18 protein-coding genes, 2 tRNA genes and 3 rRNA genes are annotated in these 22983 nt (G+C 41.8%); 7 read left to right on the forward strand and 16 right to left on the reverse strand.

Features of this window, described 5'->3' with window-relative positions; all coding sequences use genetic code 11:
• Positions 1-13 precede the first annotated feature (13 nt).
• Positions 14-1357, reverse strand: a complete 1344-nt coding sequence (locus tag CIK86_RS11845) for an N-acetylmuramoyl-L-alanine amidase (protein ID WP_086994868.1) — start codon at positions 1355-1357, stop codon at positions 14-16.
• 52 nt (positions 1358-1409) lie between these two features.
• Positions 1410-1886, reverse strand: coding sequence for a tRNA (adenosine(37)-N6)-threonylcarbamoyltransferase complex ATPase subunit type 1 TsaE (gene tsaE, locus CIK86_RS11850; protein WP_011326980.1), 477 nt, complete (start codon positions 1884-1886; stop codon positions 1410-1412).
• 202 nt (positions 1887-2088) lie between these two features.
• Between tsaE and CIK86_RS11855 the strand changes: the two genes are divergently transcribed.
• On the forward strand, positions 2089-3414 hold the full coding sequence (locus tag CIK86_RS11855; RefSeq protein ID WP_096317099.1) for an IS4 family transposase: 1326 nt from the start codon (positions 2089-2091) through the stop codon (positions 3412-3414).
• 39 nt (positions 3415-3453) lie between these two features.
• Here CIK86_RS11855 and accC read toward each other — a convergent pair whose 3' ends face one another.
• From accC to cutA, 5 genes are all read right to left on the reverse strand, one after another.
• Positions 3454-4794: an acetyl-CoA carboxylase biotin carboxylase subunit gene (accC, locus tag CIK86_RS11860; protein ID WP_086995368.1), complete on the reverse strand. Its 1341-nt coding sequence runs from the start codon at positions 4792-4794 to the stop codon at positions 3454-3456.
• A gap of 26 nt (positions 4795-4820) precedes the next feature.
• Positions 4821-5294 (reverse strand): acetyl-CoA carboxylase biotin carboxyl carrier protein, encoded by a 474-nt coding sequence (gene accB, locus CIK86_RS11865; protein ID WP_086995371.1) that lies wholly within the window; start codon positions 5292-5294, stop codon positions 4821-4823.
• Positions 5295-5327: 33 nt separating this feature from the next.
• Positions 5328-5780, reverse strand: a complete 453-nt coding sequence (gene aroQ, locus CIK86_RS11870; RefSeq protein ID WP_011326977.1) for a type II 3-dehydroquinate dehydratase — start codon at positions 5778-5780, stop codon at positions 5328-5330.
• A gap of 226 nt (positions 5781-6006) precedes the next feature.
• Positions 6007-7818, reverse strand: a complete 1812-nt coding sequence (locus CIK86_RS11875) for a protein-disulfide reductase DsbD (protein WP_086995373.1) — start codon at positions 7816-7818, stop codon at positions 6007-6009.
• Entirely contained in the window at positions 7818-8138 is a 321-nt protein-coding gene (gene cutA, locus CIK86_RS11880) for a divalent-cation tolerance protein CutA (RefSeq protein ID WP_011326975.1), read from the reverse strand. The genes CIK86_RS11875 and cutA overlap by 1 nt, the downstream gene beginning before the upstream one ends.
• 179 nt (positions 8139-8317) lie before the next feature.
• Between cutA and CIK86_RS11885 the strand changes: the two genes are divergently transcribed.
• The 4 genes from CIK86_RS11885 (at position 8318) to rnk (ending at position 11529) form a co-directional block, all read left to right on the forward strand.
• Positions 8318-8794 (forward strand): FxsA family protein, encoded by a 477-nt coding sequence (locus CIK86_RS11885; protein ID WP_086995376.1) that lies wholly within the window; start codon positions 8318-8320, stop codon positions 8792-8794.
• Positions 8795-8901: 107 nt separating this feature from the next.
• A complete protein-coding gene (locus CIK86_RS11890) occupies positions 8902-9189 on the forward strand; it encodes a co-chaperone GroES (RefSeq protein ID WP_011326973.1) in 288 nt (95 codons plus the stop codon).
• A 48-nt stretch (positions 9190-9237) separates the two neighbouring features.
• A complete protein-coding gene (gene groL, locus CIK86_RS11895) occupies positions 9238-10881 on the forward strand; it encodes a chaperonin GroEL (RefSeq protein ID WP_086995379.1) in 1644 nt (547 codons plus the stop codon).
• Positions 10882-11115: 234 nt separating this feature from the next.
• On the forward strand, positions 11116-11529 hold the full coding sequence (gene rnk, locus CIK86_RS11900; protein ID WP_041454318.1) for a nucleoside diphosphate kinase regulator: 414 nt from the start codon (positions 11116-11118) through the stop codon (positions 11527-11529).
• A gap of 398 nt (positions 11530-11927) precedes the next feature.
• Here the strand turns inward: rnk and rrf are convergent.
• The 5 genes from rrf to CIK86_RS11925 all read right to left on the reverse strand — a co-directional run bounded on the left by rrf (position 11928) and on the right by CIK86_RS11925 (position 17258).
• Positions 11928-12042: ribosomal RNA gene (gene rrf / locus CIK86_RS11905) — 5S ribosomal RNA — on the reverse strand.
• Between the two features lie 145 nt (positions 12043-12187).
• Positions 12188-15076, reverse strand: a 23S ribosomal RNA gene (locus CIK86_RS11910).
• Positions 15077-15382: 306 nt separating this feature from the next.
• Positions 15383-15458 (reverse strand) — tRNA-Ala (locus tag CIK86_RS11915).
• 111 nt (positions 15459-15569) lie between these two features.
• Positions 15570-15646 (reverse strand) — tRNA-Ile (locus tag CIK86_RS11920).
• 76 nt (positions 15647-15722) lie between these two features.
• Positions 15723-17258, reverse strand: a 16S ribosomal RNA gene (locus CIK86_RS11925).
• The 16S, 23S and 5S rRNA genes sit together here with 2 tRNA genes alongside, the layout of an rRNA operon.
• A gap of 634 nt (positions 17259-17892) precedes the next feature.
• Between CIK86_RS11925 and CIK86_RS11930 the strand changes: the two genes are divergently transcribed.
• Positions 17893-18372 carry an RNA-binding protein gene (locus tag CIK86_RS11930; RefSeq protein ID WP_086996671.1) on the forward strand — a complete coding sequence of 160 codons (480 nt, stop codon included), beginning with the start codon at positions 17893-17895 and terminating at the stop codon, positions 18370-18372.
• Here CIK86_RS11930 and murI read toward each other — a convergent pair.
• On the reverse strand, positions 18335-19132 hold the full coding sequence (gene murI / locus CIK86_RS11935) for a glutamate racemase (RefSeq protein WP_011326969.1): 798 nt from the start codon (positions 19130-19132) through the stop codon (positions 18335-18337). The two genes, CIK86_RS11930 and murI, sit on opposite strands and share 38 nt — an antisense overlap.
• Positions 19133-19209: 77 nt before the next feature.
• Entirely contained in the window at positions 19210-20337 is a 1128-nt protein-coding gene (locus CIK86_RS11940; RefSeq protein ID WP_011326968.1) for a DUF5610 domain-containing protein, read from the reverse strand.
• A gap of 167 nt (positions 20338-20504) precedes the next feature.
• Between CIK86_RS11940 and trmA the strand changes: the two genes are divergently transcribed.
• Positions 20505-21608, forward strand: coding sequence for a tRNA (uridine(54)-C5)-methyltransferase TrmA (trmA, locus tag CIK86_RS11945; RefSeq protein WP_086996674.1), 1104 nt, complete (start codon positions 20505-20507; stop codon positions 21606-21608).
• Between the two features lie 63 nt (positions 21609-21671).
• Here the strand turns inward: trmA and CIK86_RS11950 are convergent, their stop codons facing one another.
• Both CIK86_RS11950 and CIK86_RS11955 read right to left on the reverse strand, forming a co-directional pair.
• Entirely contained in the window at positions 21672-22310 is a 639-nt protein-coding gene (locus tag CIK86_RS11950; protein WP_011326966.1) for a thiol:disulfide interchange protein DsbA/DsbL, read from the reverse strand.
• A 20-nt stretch (positions 22311-22330) separates the two neighbouring features.
• Positions 22331-22954, reverse strand: a complete 624-nt coding sequence (locus tag CIK86_RS11955) for a thiol:disulfide interchange protein DsbA/DsbL (protein ID WP_086996677.1) — start codon at positions 22952-22954, stop codon at positions 22331-22333.
• Between the last annotated feature and the right edge of the window lie 29 nt (positions 22955-22983).

A 22983-nucleotide genomic window follows, 5' to 3' on the forward strand; every position in this document is an offset into this window, starting at 1 on the left:
TAATGATAAGCAATTAACTTTGCGGTATATCGAGTTCTTGGCCAATAAATAAGGTATTAGAGCTTAATTTATTCGCCTGCTTTAACTTGTTTATAGTTATGCCGTAGCGACTCGCTAACATGCTTAACGACTCCCCCGGGCGAACTTTATGCTTGGTTGGATATTGCGACTTTAACTTGGCAAATAAAGAATCGTCAGGTGGATTTTTTAAATAATAATTTTTAATTGAAGTAAATATAGCTTTGGCTAAACGCTCTTGGTGATTAGCACTTTTTAGCAATTTTTCTTCACGGGGATTAGAAATAAACCCTGTTTCGATTAAAATAGAAGGAATGTCTGGTGACTTTAATACTGCAAGACTCGCATGTTGAGGGTCTTTTTTATGTAACTTTGCCACCTTACGCAGCTCTTTTACTACTTCATCAGCAACGCTCAAACCGGTTTTCATCGAATGATCCATCGACATATCAAGCAGTGCTTGCGCTAAGTACTTTTCATTGGCGGCATCTTTTATTACATCTGCCGCGCCACCTAAAAGCTCAGAGTGTTTTTCTTTATCTTCAATCCATTTACCTATTTCTGAGTTAGCACGGCGCAGTGATAACACCCACACTGAGGCACCATTTGGACCTGGGCTCGTAAATGCATCAGCATGAATAGAGACAAAAAAATCAGCTTTTTTCTCACGAGCACGATTGGTGCGGGTATTGAGCTTTACAAAGTAATCGCCGCTGCGCACCATACGCGAAATCATCCCGCGCTCAGAGTCAATCATCCTCTCTAAGCGTTTAGCTATTTGTAATGTAATCGTTTTTTCATAGGTACCCGATGGGCCAATTGAGCCAGGGTCTTCACCACCGTGACCAGCGTCAATCGCAATAACAATATCGCGCTCTTGGCTTAATTGACGGTTTTTAGCCGCTATTTGCGCTGGTGATACTGCTGTGGATGATTCACTTTTATCATATAGATCAACAACCAACCTGTTTTTATAGGGACCCGTTGGTGCTAATGCAAAAACCACAGGCTTTACCGGGGCACTCAATTCAAATACAAAGCGCACGCTGTGTTTATTTTTTGGTTTAGAATAACGAAGCTTACTAACAATTTGATGCTCAGGCGGAATACCGGGTAACACTTTAAGCTCCCGTGTTTGCTCTAAATCAACCACTAAACGGCTAGGATTTTTAAGCATAAAATAACTAAAATCAGGCTTTTCAGTTAAATCAAATACCACCCGAGTGCTATCGGGAGATGGCCAAACGCGCACACTATTAATGGTATTTTGTGCCCATAGCGACGAACTCATAGTGATAGCTACAAGATAAATAAAGAGTTTAATTACACCGCGACTCATGTTGATAGTGACTGCCTTAACTATTTTATTATTTGTTATATAACCAATATTATTACTCTGAGGTTAAGTTATTTAGTTTTTCAATAATTACGCTACCACGCTCACTGGCACTATTAATAACGATATTTCGCTCATCGCCTACATAGCTTAAGGTAATATTTAAATCTGGCACAGGAATAAACTCCCCGCCTTTTTCTGGCCATTCAACCACACAAATTGCTTGCGCTGAAAAGTAATCGCGTATTCCCATATATTCAAGTTCTTCTGGATCGCCTAAACGATATAAATCAAAGTGGTAAACATTAGCGCGCTCCAGCTCATATGGCTCTACTAAGGTATACGTTGGACTTTTAACCTTACCTGTATGGCCAAAACCTTGCACTATGCCACGTGTAAAGGTGGTTTTACCCGCGCCTAAATCGCCATGTAAATAAATTACCGCACCTTGCTCTATAATAGCCGCAATTCGATTGCCCATTGTTACCGTGGCAATATCATCACTCAAGTGAGACTTAAAACTACGTGACATTATTACCTTTACCTCAAAAATTTATTAAAGCGCATATTTGTTAATCATACCAGATTATTTATTTAAGGTGATACAGCCAATTTTTAAAGATAAAAAAACCGGCTAAGCGCCTAATGCCGATCAGTTAAGGTTAATTGATCGGTTGACCGATCTAAATGATCGTGAATAATCCGTAATTAGTTTCGCTAATTACGGATTTTTTATGGATATTCAAACAGCTCTTTCGACCACTTTCTCATCTGCCGAGGAATTTACAGCGCTTGATAACTTATCTGGCATCTTAGATCCCGAATTACTTAACCAAGCTTTTGAAAAATCGGGTGTCGCCACCGTTCGTAAACGTCGCTTACCACTCGATGCTGTCGTTTGGTCTGTGATTGGTATGAGTTTATTTCGTCATGAATCTGTTTGGGATATAGCCTCTAAAATGGACATCGCCTTACCAGGTAAAGGGAAACTAGTTGCCCCTAGTGCCATGGTTCAAGCGAGACAACGCTTAGGTGAAGATGCTGTCGAGCAGGTCTTCAAGATGATGGCGTCACGGCATTATAATCATGCCCACTTCGATACATTTTGTGGCTTAAATCTATTAGCTGTTGATGGCGTTGTTTTTCGTACACATGATACGCCAGAGAATAAAGACGTATTTGGGTGTGGCTCAACCCAGTATGGTGAAAATACCTATCCTCAAATTCGGATGGTATGCCACATGGAGCTAACGAGTCATCAACTCATTAATTGTGCTTTTAACGGGCAGCATCAAGGGGAAATGACACTCGCTGAAGAGCTCATTGAAGGCACACCGGATAATTCATTAACCTTATTTGATCGCGGTTATTATTCATTAGGGCTTTTGCATCGTTGGCATCAAGCAGGGACTGAAAGACACTGGATGATACCTGTCAGAAAAGGCTTAACGGTTGATACCATAAAGAAAATGAGTAAAAATGACCAGTTAGTGCGTCTTAAAACATCGCCCCAAGCGCGAAAAAAGTTTACTGACTTGCCAGAGTTTATAGAAGCTCGGCTGCTTACTTACACGCATAATAATAAGCAGTATCAGATTCTTACATCAATGCTTGATGTAATGCGTTACCCATCAAAAGAAATCGCTGATTTGTACATGCATCGCTGGGAAATAGAAATAGGATATCGAGAAATAAAACAAACAATGTTGCACTCAAACTATATCCTACGCTCAAAAAGGCCGGATATGATAAGGCAAGAATTGTGGGGGTTACTAATTGCCTACAATATTATAAGAATAGCCATGCGTGAGGCAGCAGAGTTACTGGAAGTATGGCCAAATCAACTGAGTTTTTCTCATTGTTCAAGACATATCAATGTATTTCTGTTAACTATCCCACTGACAAGTCCGGGAAATTTACCAAAACACTATGAGCATTTATTAGAAACGCTGACGCTATTTCAGTTACCAACAAGGCGTCATGAGCGCAGCTTTCCACGATGTGTGAAAAAGAAACCATCTAAATATCCCTATAAAAAAAAGCCAGTCAGTGTTAACTGACTGGCATTAGGCTAAGCGCCGGTTTCTATTAACGAGGAATTATAGTCCCAATTTTTTCTCAAGATAGTGGATATTAGTCCCACCATTTTGGAAGTTTTCGTCTGCAAGAATTCTTTTATGCAGCGGAGTATTGGTTTTAATACCGTCGATAACCAATTCATTTAGTGCGTTACGTGCACGAGCAATTGCTACGTCACGGTTTTCACCGTAAGTAATTAGCTTACCAATCATTGAATCGTAATGTGGTGGAACCGTGTAGTCAGCATAAATATGGCTGTCCCAACGAATACCTAAACCACCCGCAGGATGAAAACGTGTAATTTTACCCGGTGACGGAATAAAGGTTTCTGGGTCTTCTGCGTTAATACGACATTCAATTGCATGGCCGCGAATAACAACATCATCTTGAGTGAACGACAATGGCTGACCAGCAGCAATTTTTAGCTGTTCTTTAACTAAATCAATACCTGTAACCATTTCAGTAATTGTATGCTCAACCTGAATACGGGTATTCATTTCGATAAAATAAAACTCGCCGTTTTCGTATAAAAACTCAAACGTACCAGCTCCACGATAACCAATTTCAATACAGGCACGCGTACAGCGCTCACCAATAAACTTACGTGTTTCTGCTGTAATTCCTGGAGCGGGTGCTTCTTCAACTACTTTTTGGTGACGACGCTGCATAGAACAATCACGTTCACCTAAATGCACAGCATTACCTTGGCCATCAGCTAAAATTTGTACTTCGATATGACGTGGGTTTTCAAGGTATTTCTCCATGTAAACCATGCCATTACCAAAGAACTGCTTCGCTTCTTGCTGAGTTAATGCAATTGAATCAATCAGTTCAGCTTCGCTGCGCACAACACGCATACCACGACCACCACCGCCACCGGCGGCTTTAATGATTACCGGATAACCAATGCGCTTAGCAATTTGCATATTGCGCTCTTTGTCATCTGATACTGGACCATCTGAGCCTGGTACACACGGAACACCTGCTTTACGCATTGCTGTGATTGCAGATACTTTATCGCCCATAAGACGAATTGTATCGCCAGTAGGACCAATAAATACAAAACCACTTTGCTCAACTTGATCGGCAAAATCAGCATTTTCTGCAAGAAAACCATAACCAGGATGAATCGCTACAGCGTCAGTTATTTCAGCCGCGGCAATAATACGCGGAATATCTAAATAACTTTCTGTTGCTGCTGGTTTACCAATACAGATGGTTTCATCTGCAAGCAATACATGCTTAAGATCGCGATCTGCCGTTGAATGCACAGCAACCGTTTTGATCCCAAGCTCTTTGCAGGCGCGCAATATACGAAGTGCAATTTCACCTCGGTTTGCAATGACTACTTTATCTAACATTAGAGTTGGCCTTTTAGGTTGCGCTATTATTCAATGATGAATAAAGGTTGATCAAATTCTATTGGCTCGCCATTTTCAGCTAAAATAGCTTTTACTGTACCAGCTTTGTCTGACTCAATTTGGTTCATCATTTTCATTGCTTCGATGATACATAATGTATCGCCAACTTTAACTTGAGAACCAACTTCTACGTATGCTGGCGCTTCTGGTGAAGCTGCAGCGTAGAATGAGCCAACCATAGGTGATTTAACTTGATGACCTGTAGAGGCTGCTGGAGCAGCGGCTTCAACTGCTGCTGCAGGAGCTGCAGGAGCTGCAGCAACTGGAGCGGCAACTGGTGCTGGTGCATATTGCTGTGGCGCAAACTGAGCATAGCCTGGGCCTGCACTCATGTTATTACGATTTATACGTACTGACTCTTCACCTTCAGTGATTTCTAGCTCAGCAATACCTGACTCTTCTACTAATTCAATAAGTTTTTTGATCTTGCGAATATCCATAAACGGCCCGCCTATTAGTTTGTGTGTTTAAAATTAATTTGAGTTTTGCAATTGGTTTACTGCAGCTTCAAGCGCTGCGTGATAACCCATTGCACCTAATCCACATATTACGCCTTGCGCCACATCAGAAAAATACGAATGATGGCGAAACGCTTCACGTGCGTGCACGTTGCTTAAATGCACTTCAAAAAACGGAATATCAACACTTAACAATGCATCACGTAATGCGACGCTCGTATGCGTAAATGCAGCAGGATTAATAATTATGTAATCAATCGCTTGCCAAGTATCGTGAATACGCTCTATCAGTGCTTGCTCACTATTACTTTGGAAGTGCGTTAACTCAACATTTAAACTATCAGCGGCACATGTTAGTTCGCTCATAATTTCGCTTAGCGTACGTGAACCGTATTTATCTGGCTCACGTTTACCTAGCATATTTAAATTTGGGCCATTTATAACTAAAAGCTTGAATTTTGCAGCCATAATACGCGATATATCCTATAAGTAATGAGTTAAGCAGTCGTTAGCTAATTTTTTACAAAAATGTGAGTATAAAAAACAAGATAACAACAATTTCTCACGTTAACCAACTATTATAGTGATTTCGACGTAAATAACAGCAAAATACTGGTCTTATCTCTGTATTGGGTACAAGCATTGAGGCAGTAGTAATAGCCCCACCTTTAAATTATGGGGGGCTATTATATTGCTACTTTACGCTGGCGCGTACTGTAGATAGGTGCTGAGCAAAATCTTCAGCATTCAAAAAGCCGGTAACACGTTGTGCACTTAGCTCCTCTCCTTGGGCATTAAAAAACAAAATACTCGGTAAACCAAACACCGTATATTCTTCCATTAGTTCGATTGTTTTGTTATCGCTGTCGGTTAAATCGACTTGAATAAGCTCAAAGTGACTAAACTCATTTTGCACTTTTGCATCGGGAAAGGTGTAATGCTCAAATTCTTTACACGCAATACACCAATCAGCATATAAGTCGACCATAACCAGTCGGCCTTGCTCATTAGCTTGAGCAACGGCTGCTTTTAACTCAGTTAAATTGGCTACTTGCTTAAACTCATTACTTTGCGCACTTACTTGCATTGTTTGCATGTGTACTGGCCAAAAATAATTTTTAGTTAAGTTAAAGCCACTAACAACGAGTAACGTTGCAGCAAACCACAGTGCTGTTTTTAATTTTCCTTGTGTTTGGCCACTTTGCCAGTGATGCAAGTAAAGCGCGGTTGCCAAGGCCAATACTCCCGCCATTAATAAAATAACATCGGCATCTAAAAGGCGCTCAAGTAATATAAGTGGCACAACTAGCATAATAAAGCCAAATAGGGTTTTAACTTGTTCCATCCAGCCACCGGCTTTAGGCAATAGCTTTCCGCCCGATGTACCGAGTAGCAATAATGGCAGTCCCATCCCTAAACTCAGTACATAAAGCGTTAATCCCCCCACTAAATAGTCGCCACTTTGTGCTACAAACAATAGCGCCGCTGACAAAGGTGCGGTGGTGCAAGGCGAGGCAATCAAGCCCGATAATACGCCCATTAAAAACACACCAACGTAGTTGCCACCTTTTTGGTTATTACTTACTTGGGTTAACTTGTTCATCATGCCACTTGGTAGCTTTATTTCGTACCAACCAAACATCGACATTGCTAATAATACAAACAATAAACTAAAGCTAATAAGTACATAAGGGTGCTGCAAATAACCTTGAACTTGCCCGCCAAGTGCGGCCACAACCAAACCTAATGCCGCGTAGGTCACTGCCATACCTTGAATATATACAAATGATAACGCGAAGGCTTTTTTAGTTGAGAGATTTTTTTGCCCAGCAATTAAGCTCGACAAAATTGGAAACATTGGAAATACACACGGTGTAAAAGCCAGGCCAACACCAACAACAAAAAATATCAGTAAATTAGTAATTAGCCCTTGGCTTGCTAACTGCTCGGTAAAGGTCAGATCTTTTTTAGGCGCATTGCTTGTCGGCGCATTAGCCTGACTTAATGTTGTAAATGCGTTTGCAGAGGTTGCACTGTGCGTAGCATCATCAGCATTTTGCAGCTGTTCACCGGCAATTTTGTTTAGCGGAATACTAATAACTTCAGGTGGGTAACATAACCCAGCTTCAGCACAACCTTGGTAACGCACTTTTACTACTGCTCCCTCAGTTACATTACTGAGCTTACTAACAATACTAAGTGCATTAAAAAAAACTTCTGTTTTACCAAAGAACTCATCTTCGATAACTTCTCCATTACCTAAGTCGCCTACTTCTATATTCGCGCCTTTGGCAATAATCTCTATTTTATTTTTATATAAGTAGTATTCAGGTGCAATATCCCAGCCTATAAATAAAGTATTATCTTGCTGATCAAAATCAAATACAAATGCTTGGTCTACTTGTAAAAAGGTTTGTTGTGGAGGTGCAAGTAAATCACCAAGTATATTATTAGCCTTAGCTGGAGCCGCTAATAATGCAACCAGTAACAAAAAGAAAAAACGCATTAATTAAGTACCTCATCCATCCAATTAAAATAAGCTAGGTTACCCGTTGCCACATCAACAACCTGGATCTCTGGCACTTCGTAGCTGTGTAATGCTTTAATAGTTAAAAATACATCGTTCATTTTATCTAACTTTGTTTTGATCAATAGTTTAGCTTCGGTTGCCTCAACTACTTCACCTTCCCATATATAAATAGAAGCTACCTTTGGTAGAATATTCACACATGCAGCCAGTTTTCTCTCAACTAATGCTTTTGCCAGCTCTCTTGCTTCATTTTCATCTTTGCAGGTAGTAAAAATAAGTTTAAATTGCGCCGCCATAATGAACCTTTATGTGTTTAATAATGTCTGTAAGCATAGTATCTGATAGCGTATGTAATGTGTAGGTGCTATAACTGCAAAAAAATAGTAATAGCGCTTACTGTATCCTTGAAATTAGACCGCTCCACCCTCACTTATATTTCATCAACTCTTTTGAGTTTCATTATTTAGAGAGCTTTATGTTTAGATTTTTATTTGTGTTGTTTATCATTATTCCTATTATTGAAATCGCCTTACTTATACAAGTAAGCAAGGTAATAGGTGGTTTTTCGACAATTGCGCTAGTAATTATTACCGCGATTTTAGGCGCAAAAATGGTAAAACAACAAGGTATGAGCGCGCTACAAAAAGCACAAACTCAAATGGCCGAAGGGCAAATGCCTGCGAAAGAATTATTTACTGGTATATGCGTTATTATAGCTGGCGTATTATTGTTAACGCCTGGCATTATGACCGACGTTTTTGGGCTACTATTATTAACGCCAGTAATTCGCAACAAACTGGCAGCCGGCCTTGCTAGTCAAGCTACTGTACGTATGAGTGCAGGTATGCAACAAGGTGGTTCACCATTTACCCAGCACAGTCAAACTGAAGCAGATCCTCATCAAGTGAACAAACCGACCATCATAGATGGTGAGTTTGAACGAAAAGATTAATTTTTTTAATTTTACGCTTGGATTTTGGCGTAACACCCCCATTATTGAATGCAACCAATATAAGCTTTTTTCTGCCCTTCGCAGAAACTGTTAGGAGAACTAAATAAATGAATATTCGTCCTTTACATGATCGCGTGATCGTTAAGCGTCTAGAAGAAGAAACAAAATCTGCTGGCGGTATTGTATTAACTGGCTCTGCAGCTGAAAAATCAACCCGCGGAGAAGTTGTTGCCGTTGGTAATGGTCGCATTTTAGAAAGCGGTGATGTTAGAGCATTAGAAGTTAAAGCCGGTGACACTGTGTTATTTGGCTCATATGTTGAGAAAGTTGAAAAGATCGAAGGTCAAGAGTACCTGATCATGCGTGAAGATAATATTTTAGGCATTGTAGGCTAAACCTACTTTTCGTTTATAAACATTTAAGAATTTAGAGGAATTTAAAACATGGCAGCAAAAGAAGTACTTTTTGCAGGTGACGCACGCGCTAAAATGCTAACTGGCGTAAACATCCTGGCAAACGCAGTAAAAGTTACATTAGGTCCTAAAGGCCGTAACGTTGTACTAGATAAATCATTTGGCTCTCCAGTTATCACTAAAGATGGTGTATCTGTAGCAAAAGAAATCGAACTTGAAGACAAGTTTGAAAACATGGGCGCACAAATGGTTAAAGAAGTTGCATCTAAAGCTAACGATGCAGCCGGCGATGGTACAACTACCGCTACAGTACTTGCACAGTCTATTGTAAACGAAGGCCTTAAAGCTGTTGCAGCAGGCATGAACCCAATGGACCTTAAGCGCGGCATCGACAAAGCAGTAATTGCTGCTGTTGCAGAGCTTAAAGCGTTATCTGTTCCATGCTCTGACACTAAAGCAATTGCACAAGTAGGTACTATTTCAGCTAACTCTGATAAAGAGATTGGCGACATCATTGCACAAGCAATGGAAAAAGTAGGCCGTAACAGTGGTGTTATTACTGTAGAAGAAGGTCAATCACTGGAAAACGAACTCGATGTTGTTGAAGGCATGCAGTTTGACCGTGGTTACCTATCTCCTTACTTTATTAACAGCCCAGAAAAAGGTACTGTTGAACTAGATAACCCATTTATTCTACTTGTAGATAAAAAAATATCTAACATTCGCGAATTATTACCAACATTAGAAGCAGTTGCTAAAGCAAGCAAGCCACTACTAATCATCGCAGAAGACCTTGAAGGCGAAGCACTCGCTACATTAGTAGTTAATAACATGCGCGGTATTGTTAAAGTATCAGCAGTGAAAGCTCCTGGTTTTGGCGACCGTCGTAAAGCAATGCTACAAGATATCGCTGTATTAACTGGCGGTACTGTGATTTCAGAAGAAATCGGCCTTGAGCTTGAAAAAGCAACAGTTGAAGACCTAGGTACAGCTAAGCGCGTAATTATCACTAAAGATGATACAACTATCATTGATGGTGCTGGCGAAGAAGCAGGTATTAACGGCCGTGTTTCACAAATTAAAGCACAAATCGAAGAAGCAACATCAGATTACGATAAAGAAAAACTACAAGAGCGCATGGCTAAACTAGCTGGCGGTGTTGCAGTAATCAAAGTTGGTGCTGCGACTGAAATGGAAATGAAAGAGAAAAAAGACCGCGTTGAAGATGCATTAAATGCAACTCGTGCAGCGGTTGAAGAAGGTGTAGTACCTGGCGGCGGCGTTGCACTAGTTCGTGCAGCAAGTAAGCTGGTTGATTTAGTTGGCGACAACGAAGATCAAAACCACGGTATTAAAGTTGCACTTCGTGCAATGGAAGCGCCACTTCGTCAAATCGTAACAAACGCAGGTGACGAAGCTTCAGTTGTAATTAACGCAGTTAAAGGCGGCGATGGTAACTACGGTTACAACGCAGCTACTGGCGAATACAACGACATGATTGAAATGGGTATCCTAGATCCAACTAAAGTAACACGCTCTGCACTACAATTTGCAGGGTCTATTGCGGGTCTAATGATCACTACCGAAGCTATGGTAGCTGAAATCCCTAAAGATGATAGCGCTCCTGATATGGGTGGCATGGGCGGTATGGGTGGAATGGGCGGTATGATGTAAACCCCCTCCTAAACCTCCCGGTTAAAAAAACCCCAGCCTCGGCTGGGTTTTTAATGTTATAGAAAAAATAAAAAACTAACTATACTCTTTAGTCACTTAAGTACTATTGCTTAAGATAGTTGATTATTGAGTTGCAAATAAAAATTACTTCAACGTATTCTAGTGCAATTAAGCTTATGCCGAATCATACTCAGAGTAAGTTTTATTTACATAAACATTATTAAGGATATTGAGTTGAATAAAAGACCTGAAATTATCATCTCATCACTAGATGCAGATAGACTATACGATTTAATCGAATCATTACCTGCAAACAGTTTTGCGGGTGAAAAAGAACTTGAAGCAGAGTTAGGACGTGCAACTATAGTTGATCCTAAAGACGTTCCAGCAACTATAGTTACCATGAATTCGACGGTAAATTTTGTTGTAGAATCTTCAAAAGAAGAATTTAATTTAACTCTTGTCTACCCGAAAGATCTTGACGCTAGCGGCCAAAAAATATCAATTTTAGCCCCTATCGGCGGCGCTTTACTTGGGCTATCACAAGGAGATGAAATTGAATGGCCTAAGCCTGGTGGAGGTTTAATAAAAGTAAAAATAAAAGAAGTAACCTACCAACCTGAAAGAGTCGGCGAACTGCATAGATAATTTAACGAAGCTAATAAATAGCTCCTAGCGCATTAAATTAATTAAAAACCCAGCTCATGTTGGGTTTTTAGTTTGCGCTATCATTTTAGCTCAAATCATTTCCAAAAATTTACTAACTGTTAAGCGTGATAATAACTGGGAGTTAATTCCAGCAACCCATTAAATATTCTAATTTATAATTAGTGCAGGCCACTAAACCCGATAAATAGCATTTGCTATCGATGCACTACGCAGTAGAAAAGCAACAATCTAGCTATTTATGATGCTCTTTATCGTGGGGTGTCGCTACGCTCGCCCAACCTACGCGGGAGACTTGTGTACATTACTCACCCACACTTCACTTTTCTGCAGACGTAAAAAAGCCCGACTATTTCTAGTCGGGCTTTCTACAATTTGGAGCCTGGCAATGTCCTACTTTCACATAGCAAATGCTACACTATCATCGGCGCTGTTTCGTTTCACTACTGAGTTCGGCATGGGGTCAGGTGGGCCCAAAACGCTATTGTTACCAAGCAAATTAGGGCGTTAATTCGTATCACTACAAATTAACTGAATTTGGAAAATATCTGATAATATTTTTTAAGTCTTTGCGTAAATATCTACTTTAGCAATATTAACTTCTTGCTTGAACTGTCACATAAAACGCGTTTGGCGTTGTATGGTTAAGCCTCACGGGTAATTAGTACAAGTTAGCTTAATGCCTCACAGCACTTCCACATCTTGCCTATCAACGTTGTAGTCTCCAACGGCCCTTCAGAGAGCTTATAGCTCTAGTGAGAAATCATCTCGAGGCCTGCTTCGCGCTTAGATGCTTTCAGCGCTTATCAGTTCCGAACGTAGCTACCGGGCAATGCCATTGGCATGACAACCCGAACACCAGCGGTTCGTTCACTCCGGTCCTCTCGTACTAGGAGCAACCCCTCTCAATTCTCAAACGCCCACGGCAGATAGGGACCGAACTGTCTCACGACGTTCTAAACCCAGCTCGCGTACCACTTTAAATGGCGAACAGCCATACCCTTGGGACCGACTTCAGCCCCAGGATGTGATGAGCCGACATCGAGGTGCCAAACACCGCCGTCGATATGAACTCTTGGGCGGTATCAGCCTGTTATCCCCGGAGTACCTTTTATCCGTTGAGCGATGGCCCTTCCATTCAGAACCACCGGATCACTATGACCTACTTTCGTACCTGCTCGACGTGTCTGTCTCGCAGTTAAGCTGGCTTCTACCATTACACTAACCGTACGATGTCCGACCGTACTTAGCCAACCTTCGTGCTCCTCCGTTACTCTTTAGGAGGAGACCGCCCCAGTCAAACTACCCACCAGGCACTGTCCGTAACCCCGATTCAGGGGCCAACGTTAGAACATCAAAACTACAAGGGTGGTATTTCAAGGTTGACTCCAACAAAACTAGCGTCTCATCTTCAAAGTCTCCCACCTATCCTACACATGTAGGTTCAATGTTCAGTGCCAAGCTGTAGTAAAGGTTCACGGGGTCTTTCCGTCTAGCCGCGGGTACACAGCATCTTCACTGCGATTTCAATTTCACTGAGTCTCGGGTGGAGACAGCGTGGCCATGGTTACACCATTCGTGCAGGTCGGAACTTACCCGACAAGGAATTTCGCTACCTTAGGACCGTTATAGTTACGGCCGCCGTTTACCGGGGCTTCGATCAAGAGCTTCTCCCTAAGGATAACCCCATCAATTAACCTTCCGGCACCGGGCAGGTGTCACACCGTATACGTCATCTTGCGATTTTGCACAGTGCTGTGTTTTTAATAAACAGTCCCAGCCACCTGGTCACTGCGGCTCCCGTCCGCTTAGAGAGCAAGTCTCATCACAGATAGGAGCGTACCTTCTCCCGAAGTTACGGTACGATTTTGCCTAGTTCCTTCACCCGAGTTCTCTCAAGCGCCTTAGTATTCTCTACCTGACCACCTGTGTCGGTTTGGGGTACGATTCCATATAATCTGAAGCTTAGAGGCTTTTCCTGGAAGTATGGCATCAGCAACTTCATCACCGTGGTGACTCGTCTCGTGTCTCAGGTTTAGTGTTCGTCCGGATTTACCTAAACAAACGCCCTACTCACTTTCACATGGACTACCAACGCCATGCTTGCTTAGCCTGCTCCGTCCCCCCATCGCAATTATATCGAGTACAGAAATATTAATCTGTTTCCCATCGACTACGCCTTTCGGCCTCGCCTTAGGGGTCGACTTACCCTACCCTGATTAACATGGGATAGGAACCCTTGGTCTTCCGGCGTGGGAGTTTTTCACTCCCATTATCGTTACTCATGTCAGCATTCGCACTTCTGATACCTCCAGCAACCCTCCCGGGTCACCTTCAACGGCTTACAGAACGCTCCCCTACCACTCATCCTAAGATGAATCCGCAGCTTCGGTGCATAGTTTAGCCCCGTTACATCTTCCGCGCAGACCGACTCGACCAGTGAGCTATTACGCTTTCTTTAAAGGATGGCTGCTTCTAAGCCAACCTCCTGGCTGTCTGGGCCTTTCCACATCGTTTCCCACTTAACTATGACTTTGGGACCTTAGCTGGCGGTCTGGGTTGTTTCCCTCTTCACGACGGACGTTAGCACCCGCCGTGTGTCTCCCGGATATTACTTTACGGTATTCGGAGTTTGCAAAGGGTTGGTAAGTCGGGATGACCCCCTAGCCTTAACAGTGCTCTACCCCCGTAAGTATTCGTCCGAGGCTCTACCTAAATAGATTTCGGGGAGAACCAGCTATCTCCCGGTTTGATTAGCCTTTCACTCCTAACCACAAGTCATCCCCTAACTTTTCAACGTTAGTGGGTTCGGTCCTCCAGTTGATGTTACTCAACCTTCAACCTGCTCATGGCTAGATCACCGGGTTTCGGGTCTATACCTTGCAACTATTCGCCCAGTTAAGACTCGGTTTCCCTACGGCTACCCTAATCGGTTAACCTCGCTACAAAATATAAGTCGCTGACCCATTATACAAAAGGTACGCAGTCACCCAACAAGTGGGCTCCTACTGCTTGTACGTACACGGTTTCAGGTTCTATTTCACTCCCCTCACAGGGGTTCTTTTCGCCTTTCCCTCACGGTACTGGTTCACTATCGGTCAGTTGGGAGTATTTAGCCTTAGATGATGGTCCACCTATATTCAGTCAAAGTTTCACGTGCTCCGACCTACTCGATTTCACTTAAAATGTCTTTTCATGTACGGGACTATCACCCTGTATCGTGGCGCTTTCCAGCAGCCTTCCATTAACACATAATAAGCTTAAGGGCTGTTCCGATTTCGCTCGCCGCTACTTTCGGAATCTCGGTTGATTTCTTTTCCTACGGGTACTTAGATGTTTCAGTTCTCCGCGTTCGCCTCGTTAACCTATGTATTCAGTTAACGATACCTGCAAGCAGGTGGGTTTCCCCATTCGGAAATCCTAGTCTCAAGTGCTTTTTACTAGCTTGACTAGGCTTATCGCAAGTTAATACGTCCTTCATCGCCTCCAACTGCCAAGGCATCCACCGTGTACGCTTAGTCACTTAACCATACAACCCAAACGGGTCTTTGTTGTGTGACAGTTTAACTTCGCCAGAAGTCAATATTGAATACTAAAGTAGATACCAATCAATCAACTCATAAGAGTTAATTAAATGGCACTGAATGGTACTGCTACCATTCTTTTTTTACTTTTGAAAACTCTTGATAAATAACAATGTATTCATCAGAATTTTATTATCAGCTTTTCCAAATTTTTAAAGAGCAAGAGAAATAAAAACTTCTCAAAATTAAACACACTTCATTCTCAGGTCGTTTATGACCCGATAAAGAATATTTATTTTTAAGAAGTAAAGTGGTGGAGCTAAGCAGGATCGAACTGCTGACCTCCTGCGTGCAAGGCAGGCGCTCTCCCAGCTGAGCTATAGCCCCACATATGCTGGTCTTACTGTTTGTATACCGACTTTTCTTCCAGACAAGGCGTGGGAAATCGACGTTTAGTTTACTAAACGAGATATTCCATAACGATGTATGGGAGTAAAGTGGTGGGTCTGAGTAGATTTGAACTACCGACCTCACCCTTATCAGGGGTGCGCTCTAACCAGCTGAGCTACAGACCCAAACAATAAGTGTTGTTCTCTTTACAATTAACAATCATCTGTGTGGACACTACGAACAAATAAGTTCTAAATCGTATAAGGAGGTGATCCAGCCCCAGGTTCCCCTAGGGCTACCTTGTTACGACTTCACCCCAGTCATGAATCACTCCGTGGTAAACGTCCTCCCGAGGGTTAGACTATCTACTTCTGGAGCAACCCACTCCCATGGTGTGACGGGCGGTGTGTACAAGGCCCGGGAACGTATTCACCGCGTCATTCTGATACGCGATTACTAGCGATTCCGACTTCATGGAGTCGAGTTGCAGACTCCAATCCGGACTACGACGCACTTTAAGTGATTCGCTTACTCTCGCGAGTTCGCAGCACTCTGTATGCGCCATTGTAGCACGTGTGTAGCCCTACACGTAAGGGCCATGATGACTTGACGTCGTCCCCACCTTCCTCCGGTTTATCACCGGCAGTCTCCTTAGAGTTCTCAGCATTACCTGCTAGCAACTAAGGATAGGGGTTGCGCTCGTTGCGGGACTTAACCCAACATCTCACAACACGAGCTGACGACAGCCATGCAGCACCTGTATCAGAGTTCCCGAAGGCACCAAACCATCTCTGGTAAGTTCTCTGTATGTCAAGTGTAGGTAAGGTTCTTCGCGTTGCATCGAATTAAACCACATGCTCCACCGCTTGTGCGGGCCCCCGTCAATTCATTTGAGTTTTAACCTTGCGGCCGTACTCCCCAGGCGGTCTACTTAATGCGTTAGCTTTGAAAAACAGAACCGAGGCTCCGAGCTTCTAGTAGACATCGTTTACGGCGTGGACTACCGGGGTATCTAATCCCGTTTGCTCCCCACGCTTTCGTACATGAGCGTCAGTGTTGACCCAGGTGGCTGCCTTCGCCATCGGTATTCCTTCAGATCTCTACGCATTTCACCGCTACACCTGAAATTCTACCACCCTCTATCACACTCTAGTTTGCCAGTTCGAAATGCAGTTCCCAGGTTGAGCCCGGGGCTTTCACATCTCGCTTAACAAACCGCCTGCGTACGCTTTACGCCCAGTAATTCCGATTAACGCTCGCACCCTCCGTATTACCGCGGCTGCTGGCACGGAGTTAGCCGGTGCTTCTTCTGTCAGTAACGTCACAGCTAGCAGGTATTAACTACTAACCTTTCCTCCTGACTGAAAGTGCTTTACAACCCGAAGGCCTTCTTCACACACGCGGCATGGCTGCATCAGGCTTGCGCCCATTGTGCAATATTCCCCACTGCTGCCTCCCGTAGGAGTCTGGGCCGTGTCTCAGTCCCAGTGTGGCTGATCATCCTCTCAAACCAGCTAGGGATCGTCGCCTTGGTGAGCCATTACCTCACCAACTAGCTAATCCCACTTGGGCCAATCTAAAGGCGAGAGCCGAAGCCCCCTTTGGTCCGTAGACATTATGCGGTATTAGCAGTCGTTTCCAACTGTTGTCCCCCACCTCAAGGCATGTTCCCAAGCATTACTCACCCGTCCGCCGCTCGTCAGCAAAGTAGCAAGCTACTTTCTGTTACCGCTCGACTTGCATGTGTTAGGCCTGCCGCCAGCGTTCAATCTGAGCCATGATCAAACTCTTCAATTAAAAAGTTTTATGTCTTTCGACAGCTCAATGAATTCTGAATTTATTTTAATATCTTTCGATATTGAATTGACTGTGCCGAAGCAACTTATAAATAAGTTACTTCTGTTGGTCACTCAGTTTTCAATTGAGACTCTAATTTGTTTGCCTTACTTAGCGAACTAAGCTTGGCTGTTAGAACTCAATCTGTACGAGTGCCCACACAGATGATTGCTTTATATTGTTAAAGAACGTTTTGAGTCGCTTTAGCGTCTCAAGGGATGCGTATAATACATCCTTTATTTTTCGAGTCAACACTTTGTTTTAAACTTTCTTTTTGGAAGATTTAAAACCGAAGTTTTATTTAACTCTCTGAGTAGTTGCTGCCTTGCTATGCTTCGGCGTTTCCCTTCTCAGTGGGGTCGCATTATAGGGAGATCCGAAAACAGATCAAGCCTTTTTTTAGATCTTTTTACTGTTCGAACAAAATGTAATCGATAGCAAGTGAAACATGATAAAAACATGTATAAAACGATGCTTTTTCACCCTGTTTTATATTATTTACTATAAATTTTATTGCTATGTTGAATTAAGGCGTTAAGATAGCAAGTTCACAATGTTAAATTAATGTTTATTTCCTGTTTATTGGTAGATCAAAATGAAATTACCCGATCAAAAATCTTTTATCCTCTCAGTTATTCTTGCTGTTGTTGGTTTTGTTATAGTTAAGTTCGCACTTGAAAGCCTAGAGTTAGACCCTGCACTACAATTTGCTGTTGGTTTGCTCATTGGTGGTATTGTTATTGCTGCGATGTCGTCTGACGGTGTAGTAGAAGCCGAAGTAAAAACCAAAACGCTTTATGTTGGTAACCTTCCTTATCGTGCAAACGAAGGTGTGGTACGTGCTTTATTTGAAGAGCAAGGCAAAGTGTTCAACGTTCGCTTATTAAAGGACAAAAATACAGGTAAGCGTCGTGGCTTTGGTTTTGTTGAAATGGCGCAAGCTGATGCCGACAATGCAATAGCGCAGTTAAACGATAGCGAGTTCCAACAACGTACCTTAAAGGTACGTGAAGCAAAACAAAAACAAGAAGATGATTCTAACGCTCTTCGTTCTGAGCCGGATCAATCAGTGTAACTAGCTTTACAGCTAACTTACTACTCACACTAGCCGTTGCATAATATTGCAGCGGCTTTTTTGTATCTGCAATATTGTTATTCGTTAAATTAAGCTGGCTAATTAAGTAATGAACTCGCTTAGCAATCGCTGCACCTGAATCAAGTAGCTGCACTTTCCTATTAAAGTACTGACTAATCGGCTCTGCCAAAATAGGAAAATGCGTACAGCCTAATACTAATACATCTATAGACTGATCTATGTTTAAACGATCGAGTTCTTGGTGCAGTTTAGTTGTATCTAAACTTTGTTCAAAAAACAGACGCTCGGCTAAAGTAACTAGTTCAACGCTACTATATAAGCTAACTGCTATATTGTTGGTATGTTCTTGTATGAGTGTGCGCGTATAGGGACTTGATATAGTTGCTGGAGTTGCCAGTAGGCCGATATGTTTAGATTGTGTAAGTTGCGCAGCAGGTTTTATCGCCGGTACCACCCCCACTATAGGAATAGTAGTAATTTGGCGCACTGCCCCAAGCGCAGAAGTAGAGGCGGTGTTACATGCAATAACAATTAAATCTACATTAAGCGCTTGCTGGTTAATAAAGTGAATGAGTGCGCATAAGCGGTTAATAATCGTTTGCTGTGACTGAGCGCCGTATGGCAATAGCGCATTATCCATAAAATAGCTGTATTGCGCATCTGGAATACTTTGCTGAATATGTTCAAGTACCGTAGTACCACCAATACCTGAATCAAAAACCATTATGTGCGCTGACAAACTACTGTCCTTACTCTAAGTTAAGAACGGCAGTTTGCCATGTGATTTTTATAAAAGAAAGTAGTTTAGTGGTACAACTATTGTTGATTGGCTAGCTCGTCCGTTGCTGCATTTAATTGATTAAGGTTTTCGAACATAGCTTTGGTGTAATCTACCAATTTATCTATTTCTGCTTGATCTTGATTTAACCACTGCACAATACCCGATAACTGGTTTTGTATGCCCAGCTCTGTGGCTTTATTAAACACAGCTTTTAAGTCGTCGTTAAACGGCGCTAATTTATCAGCTACTGCTTTTTCAGGAACTGGCTTGTACTCTTCGTAACCTTTAACTGTAGCGACTGTTTTGGTTTGTCGTAAATCCATTGAAAAAGCCACCAGCTGTTCGTTGCCTAAGCTTAGTGCTTGCGCCTCTTCAAATGCTTTGTCTAAGTCTCCACTGAAAAAGGTGCTACTTACACTTTGTAAGTCAGCCATTAGCTCATTAATCGCCTTTTGTTCATTCTCATTTAAATCGCCATTAACCGACATAGAAAATGACAACTCACGAGACTGCGACGACTCACTTACAAAAGATTCACTATTCCCATTTTGCTGATAACGACTGGCTGATTGTGACTCATAAGCATCAGCAAAACTAATACTCACTTCGTCTCCTTCGGCGGTAGTAAATTTATATTCTGCTTTGTTACTTAAACTTGCATACTGAGCTTGGCTAACAGAGACACTGGCGGGTTTAGGATTAAATAAATCGTCTTCAAATTTGTCCAGGCCATTAAATATGCCTTCTTTAGATTTATTAATACCCTGTGCGATATCGTCGTTAAACACGCCATTGCCTTTTAATTCATCAACCGCGTCATCAATCCCTATTTGCACACCTTTTCGAGCATCACCTAACATACCTTTGAGTTTTTCATCGTCGGCACCATTGGCTTTTGCTTTACGTACTGCACTGGTAACGAAGTCTAAAACATTTTTAACGATTTCATCAAAATCAAAAAGCGGTTTATCTTTTTTCGGCTCACTTATCGGTAAGCCAAGAGCTTGAGCCATTTTGTCACCGAGCACTTTGGCAGCAAGTTCTTTACCGCGCTGCTGATAGTTATCTTGAGGCGACTGTATTGTAGGTTGCTGTAAAGCCCCTTTATTACCGTATTTATTAATATTGTGGTTTGGAACAAAGCCAAAGTTACCGATTTTCATGATCCGACTCCTATCTATGCTTGCCTTACTTATCGGCACTGTAAGTTATTTCTGTAGCTAGATGCTCAAAAAAAAACCAATATATATTTCATCAAAACTAGACAAATACATCTCGCTCCCTACAATAGCGCCGATAAACAGCTCTCAAAGATAAGGTTATAGCGTTAATGGCAGTTATTAAAATAGACACCTCACAGTACGATGCGCAGTTAAGCGAAAAAGAACAGCGTATTGCTGCCCAATTTCAACGTTTTGGTGTGGATAAACTTGAGGTATTTAGCTCAGAGCCGATTAGCTACCGCCAACGCGCTGAGTTTAGAGTATGGCACGATGGTGACGATCTGTTTCATATAATGTTTGATCAACAAACTAAAGACAAAATTCGCGTTGATAGCTTTGACCCTGCCGCTCCTTTGGTAGGTGAAGTGATGCAAGTAATGATTGATAATTTAAAGTCGTGTGAAATTTTGCGTCGTAAACTATTTCAGATTGATTACTTATCTACGCTAAGCGGTGAGATTTTAGTGAGTCTGTTATATCACAAGCCACTTGATGAGCATTGGCTGAGTGAAATTAACGCGCTTAAAGAAAAGTTAAGCAATAAGTATAAAATTGACTTTATTGGCCGTGCCCGCAAACAAAAAGAAATGCTTGGTGATGACTACGTTACCGAACGCTTAAACGTGAATGGCCAAGAACTAATATATCAGCAGGTAGAAAACAGCTTTACCCAGCCAAATGCCAAAGTAAATATTAAAATGCTAGAGTGGGCGCAAGACTTATGTAAGCCACTTAAAAATGATTTACTTGAACTTTATTGTGGCAACGGTAACTTTTCTATTGCGTTAGCGGGTTCGTTTAATAAAGTGCTGGCAACCGAAATATCAAAGTCGTCGGTACACTCAGCGCAGTACAATATAGCGCAAAACAAAGTTGCCAATTTAGATATTATTCGTATGTCGAGCGAAGAGTTTACTCAAGCCATGAATGGCGAGCGTAGTTTTTCTCGCTTAGAAGGTATAGATTTAAACAGCTACAATTGTCAAACCATTTTAGTTGATCCGCCACGTGCCGGTATGGATACTCTAACGTGTGACTTAGTAGCAAATTACGAAAGTATTATTTATATTTCGTGTAACCCAGAGACACTAGAGCGCGACCTTGATCACTTAACCCGCACCCATGAAGTTAAACGCTTTGCGATTTTTGATCAATTCCCTTATACGCACCATATTGAGTCGGGTGTATTTTTACAAAAAAAGAATATTTAAAATTACCAGCTAAAAATTACCCATAAAAAAAGCTCCTTAGGAGCTTTTTTTATGGGATTAACTTTACTTGCTTGCCAAGTAGTTAATTAATTTAGTGATATCTGCTGGTTCGCTAATACCCGATTCGCGGCCTAGAAGTAGTTTGTACTTACCATTTACGATAAAAGTAGGTACGCCACGCAATGCACCTTTCTCTTTAAAGTAGTCTTGGTCGCGCTTCATTTTTGAGCTTAATGTACGTACCGAAAAGCTTTTAAATAACTTATCGAACTTATCGCCATCAACGCCTTGGGCTACAAACACATCTTTTACGTCGGCTAGCTCATTAAAATTTGCGCGCTTGGTATGAATGTGGCTAAAGATAGCCGCAATAATTTTATCTTTTTGTGGTAACACTTCAGCCGTTGCTAACGCTTGGCTGATCATTTGTTGATGCTCGGTATCGCGTACGCCAACAAAATCAACGTGGCTCTTTTTAAACTTTACGCCTTTATCAAGCATTGGTTTAATTTCGGCTACCAGTGGCTCCATGTTATTACATGCAGGACAGTAAAATGAGAAAAACTCTTTCACTTCTGGTTTTTTAGTTGCGCGCTCAGACACAACCTCATAATGCACACCTTCCTCAAAGGTTGCTGCAAAACTTGTTGCAGCAAAAGGTAGTAATACAGCAAGCAAACCTGCTTTAACTAATTTTATCATTATTATATGGCTCCAAAAATTTATAGTGCGAGTAAAAATGAAACTAACTCATCAAGCTCTTCTTGGCTCTTGATGGTATTTAGATTGATTTTATATTTGTCGTTTACAATAAAAGTAGGAACGCCTGTTAACGCACCTAATTTTGAGTATTTATTTTGTTTATCTTGCATTGCTTGTTCAGCTGCAATAATTGGCATACTGGCAATATCTTGATCAAACGTATCGCTACTAATGCCATTTATATCTAATAATTTTTTTAAATCTTTAATTTCAGTCAGTGGTGCGCGCTGAACATGAATACTTTTAAAAATCTTGTCTGTAATAGTATCAGCTTGCCCGTGCTTTTTAGCAACTAAATACGCTAGGCTCAAGTTACTTTGTGTTTGTGGCGACACGCCGCCTAAAAAGTTAACGTGATTTTTTATAAACACCGCACCTGTAGGTAGGTTTTCTTCAATTGCGTGTGCAACCGGTTCAAACTTGAAACAATGCGGGCAATAAAACGAAAAGTATTCGGTAACTTGTGGTGTAGTACTTTTTTCGATATCGATAACTGTATATTGATTACCTACTTCAAAGTTTGCTGCAAGTGCTGCAAAAGGTAGACAAAGAAGTAGTAGGCTCAGTTTTAATTTTTTAAGCATTAGTCTCTCGTTGTACATATTTTTGAATA

The sequence above is a fragment of the Pseudoalteromonas sp. JB197 genome, from assembly GCF_002332205.1.
GTDB classification, from domain to species: Bacteria; Pseudomonadota; Gammaproteobacteria; order Enterobacterales; family Alteromonadaceae; genus Pseudoalteromonas; species Pseudoalteromonas nigrifaciens.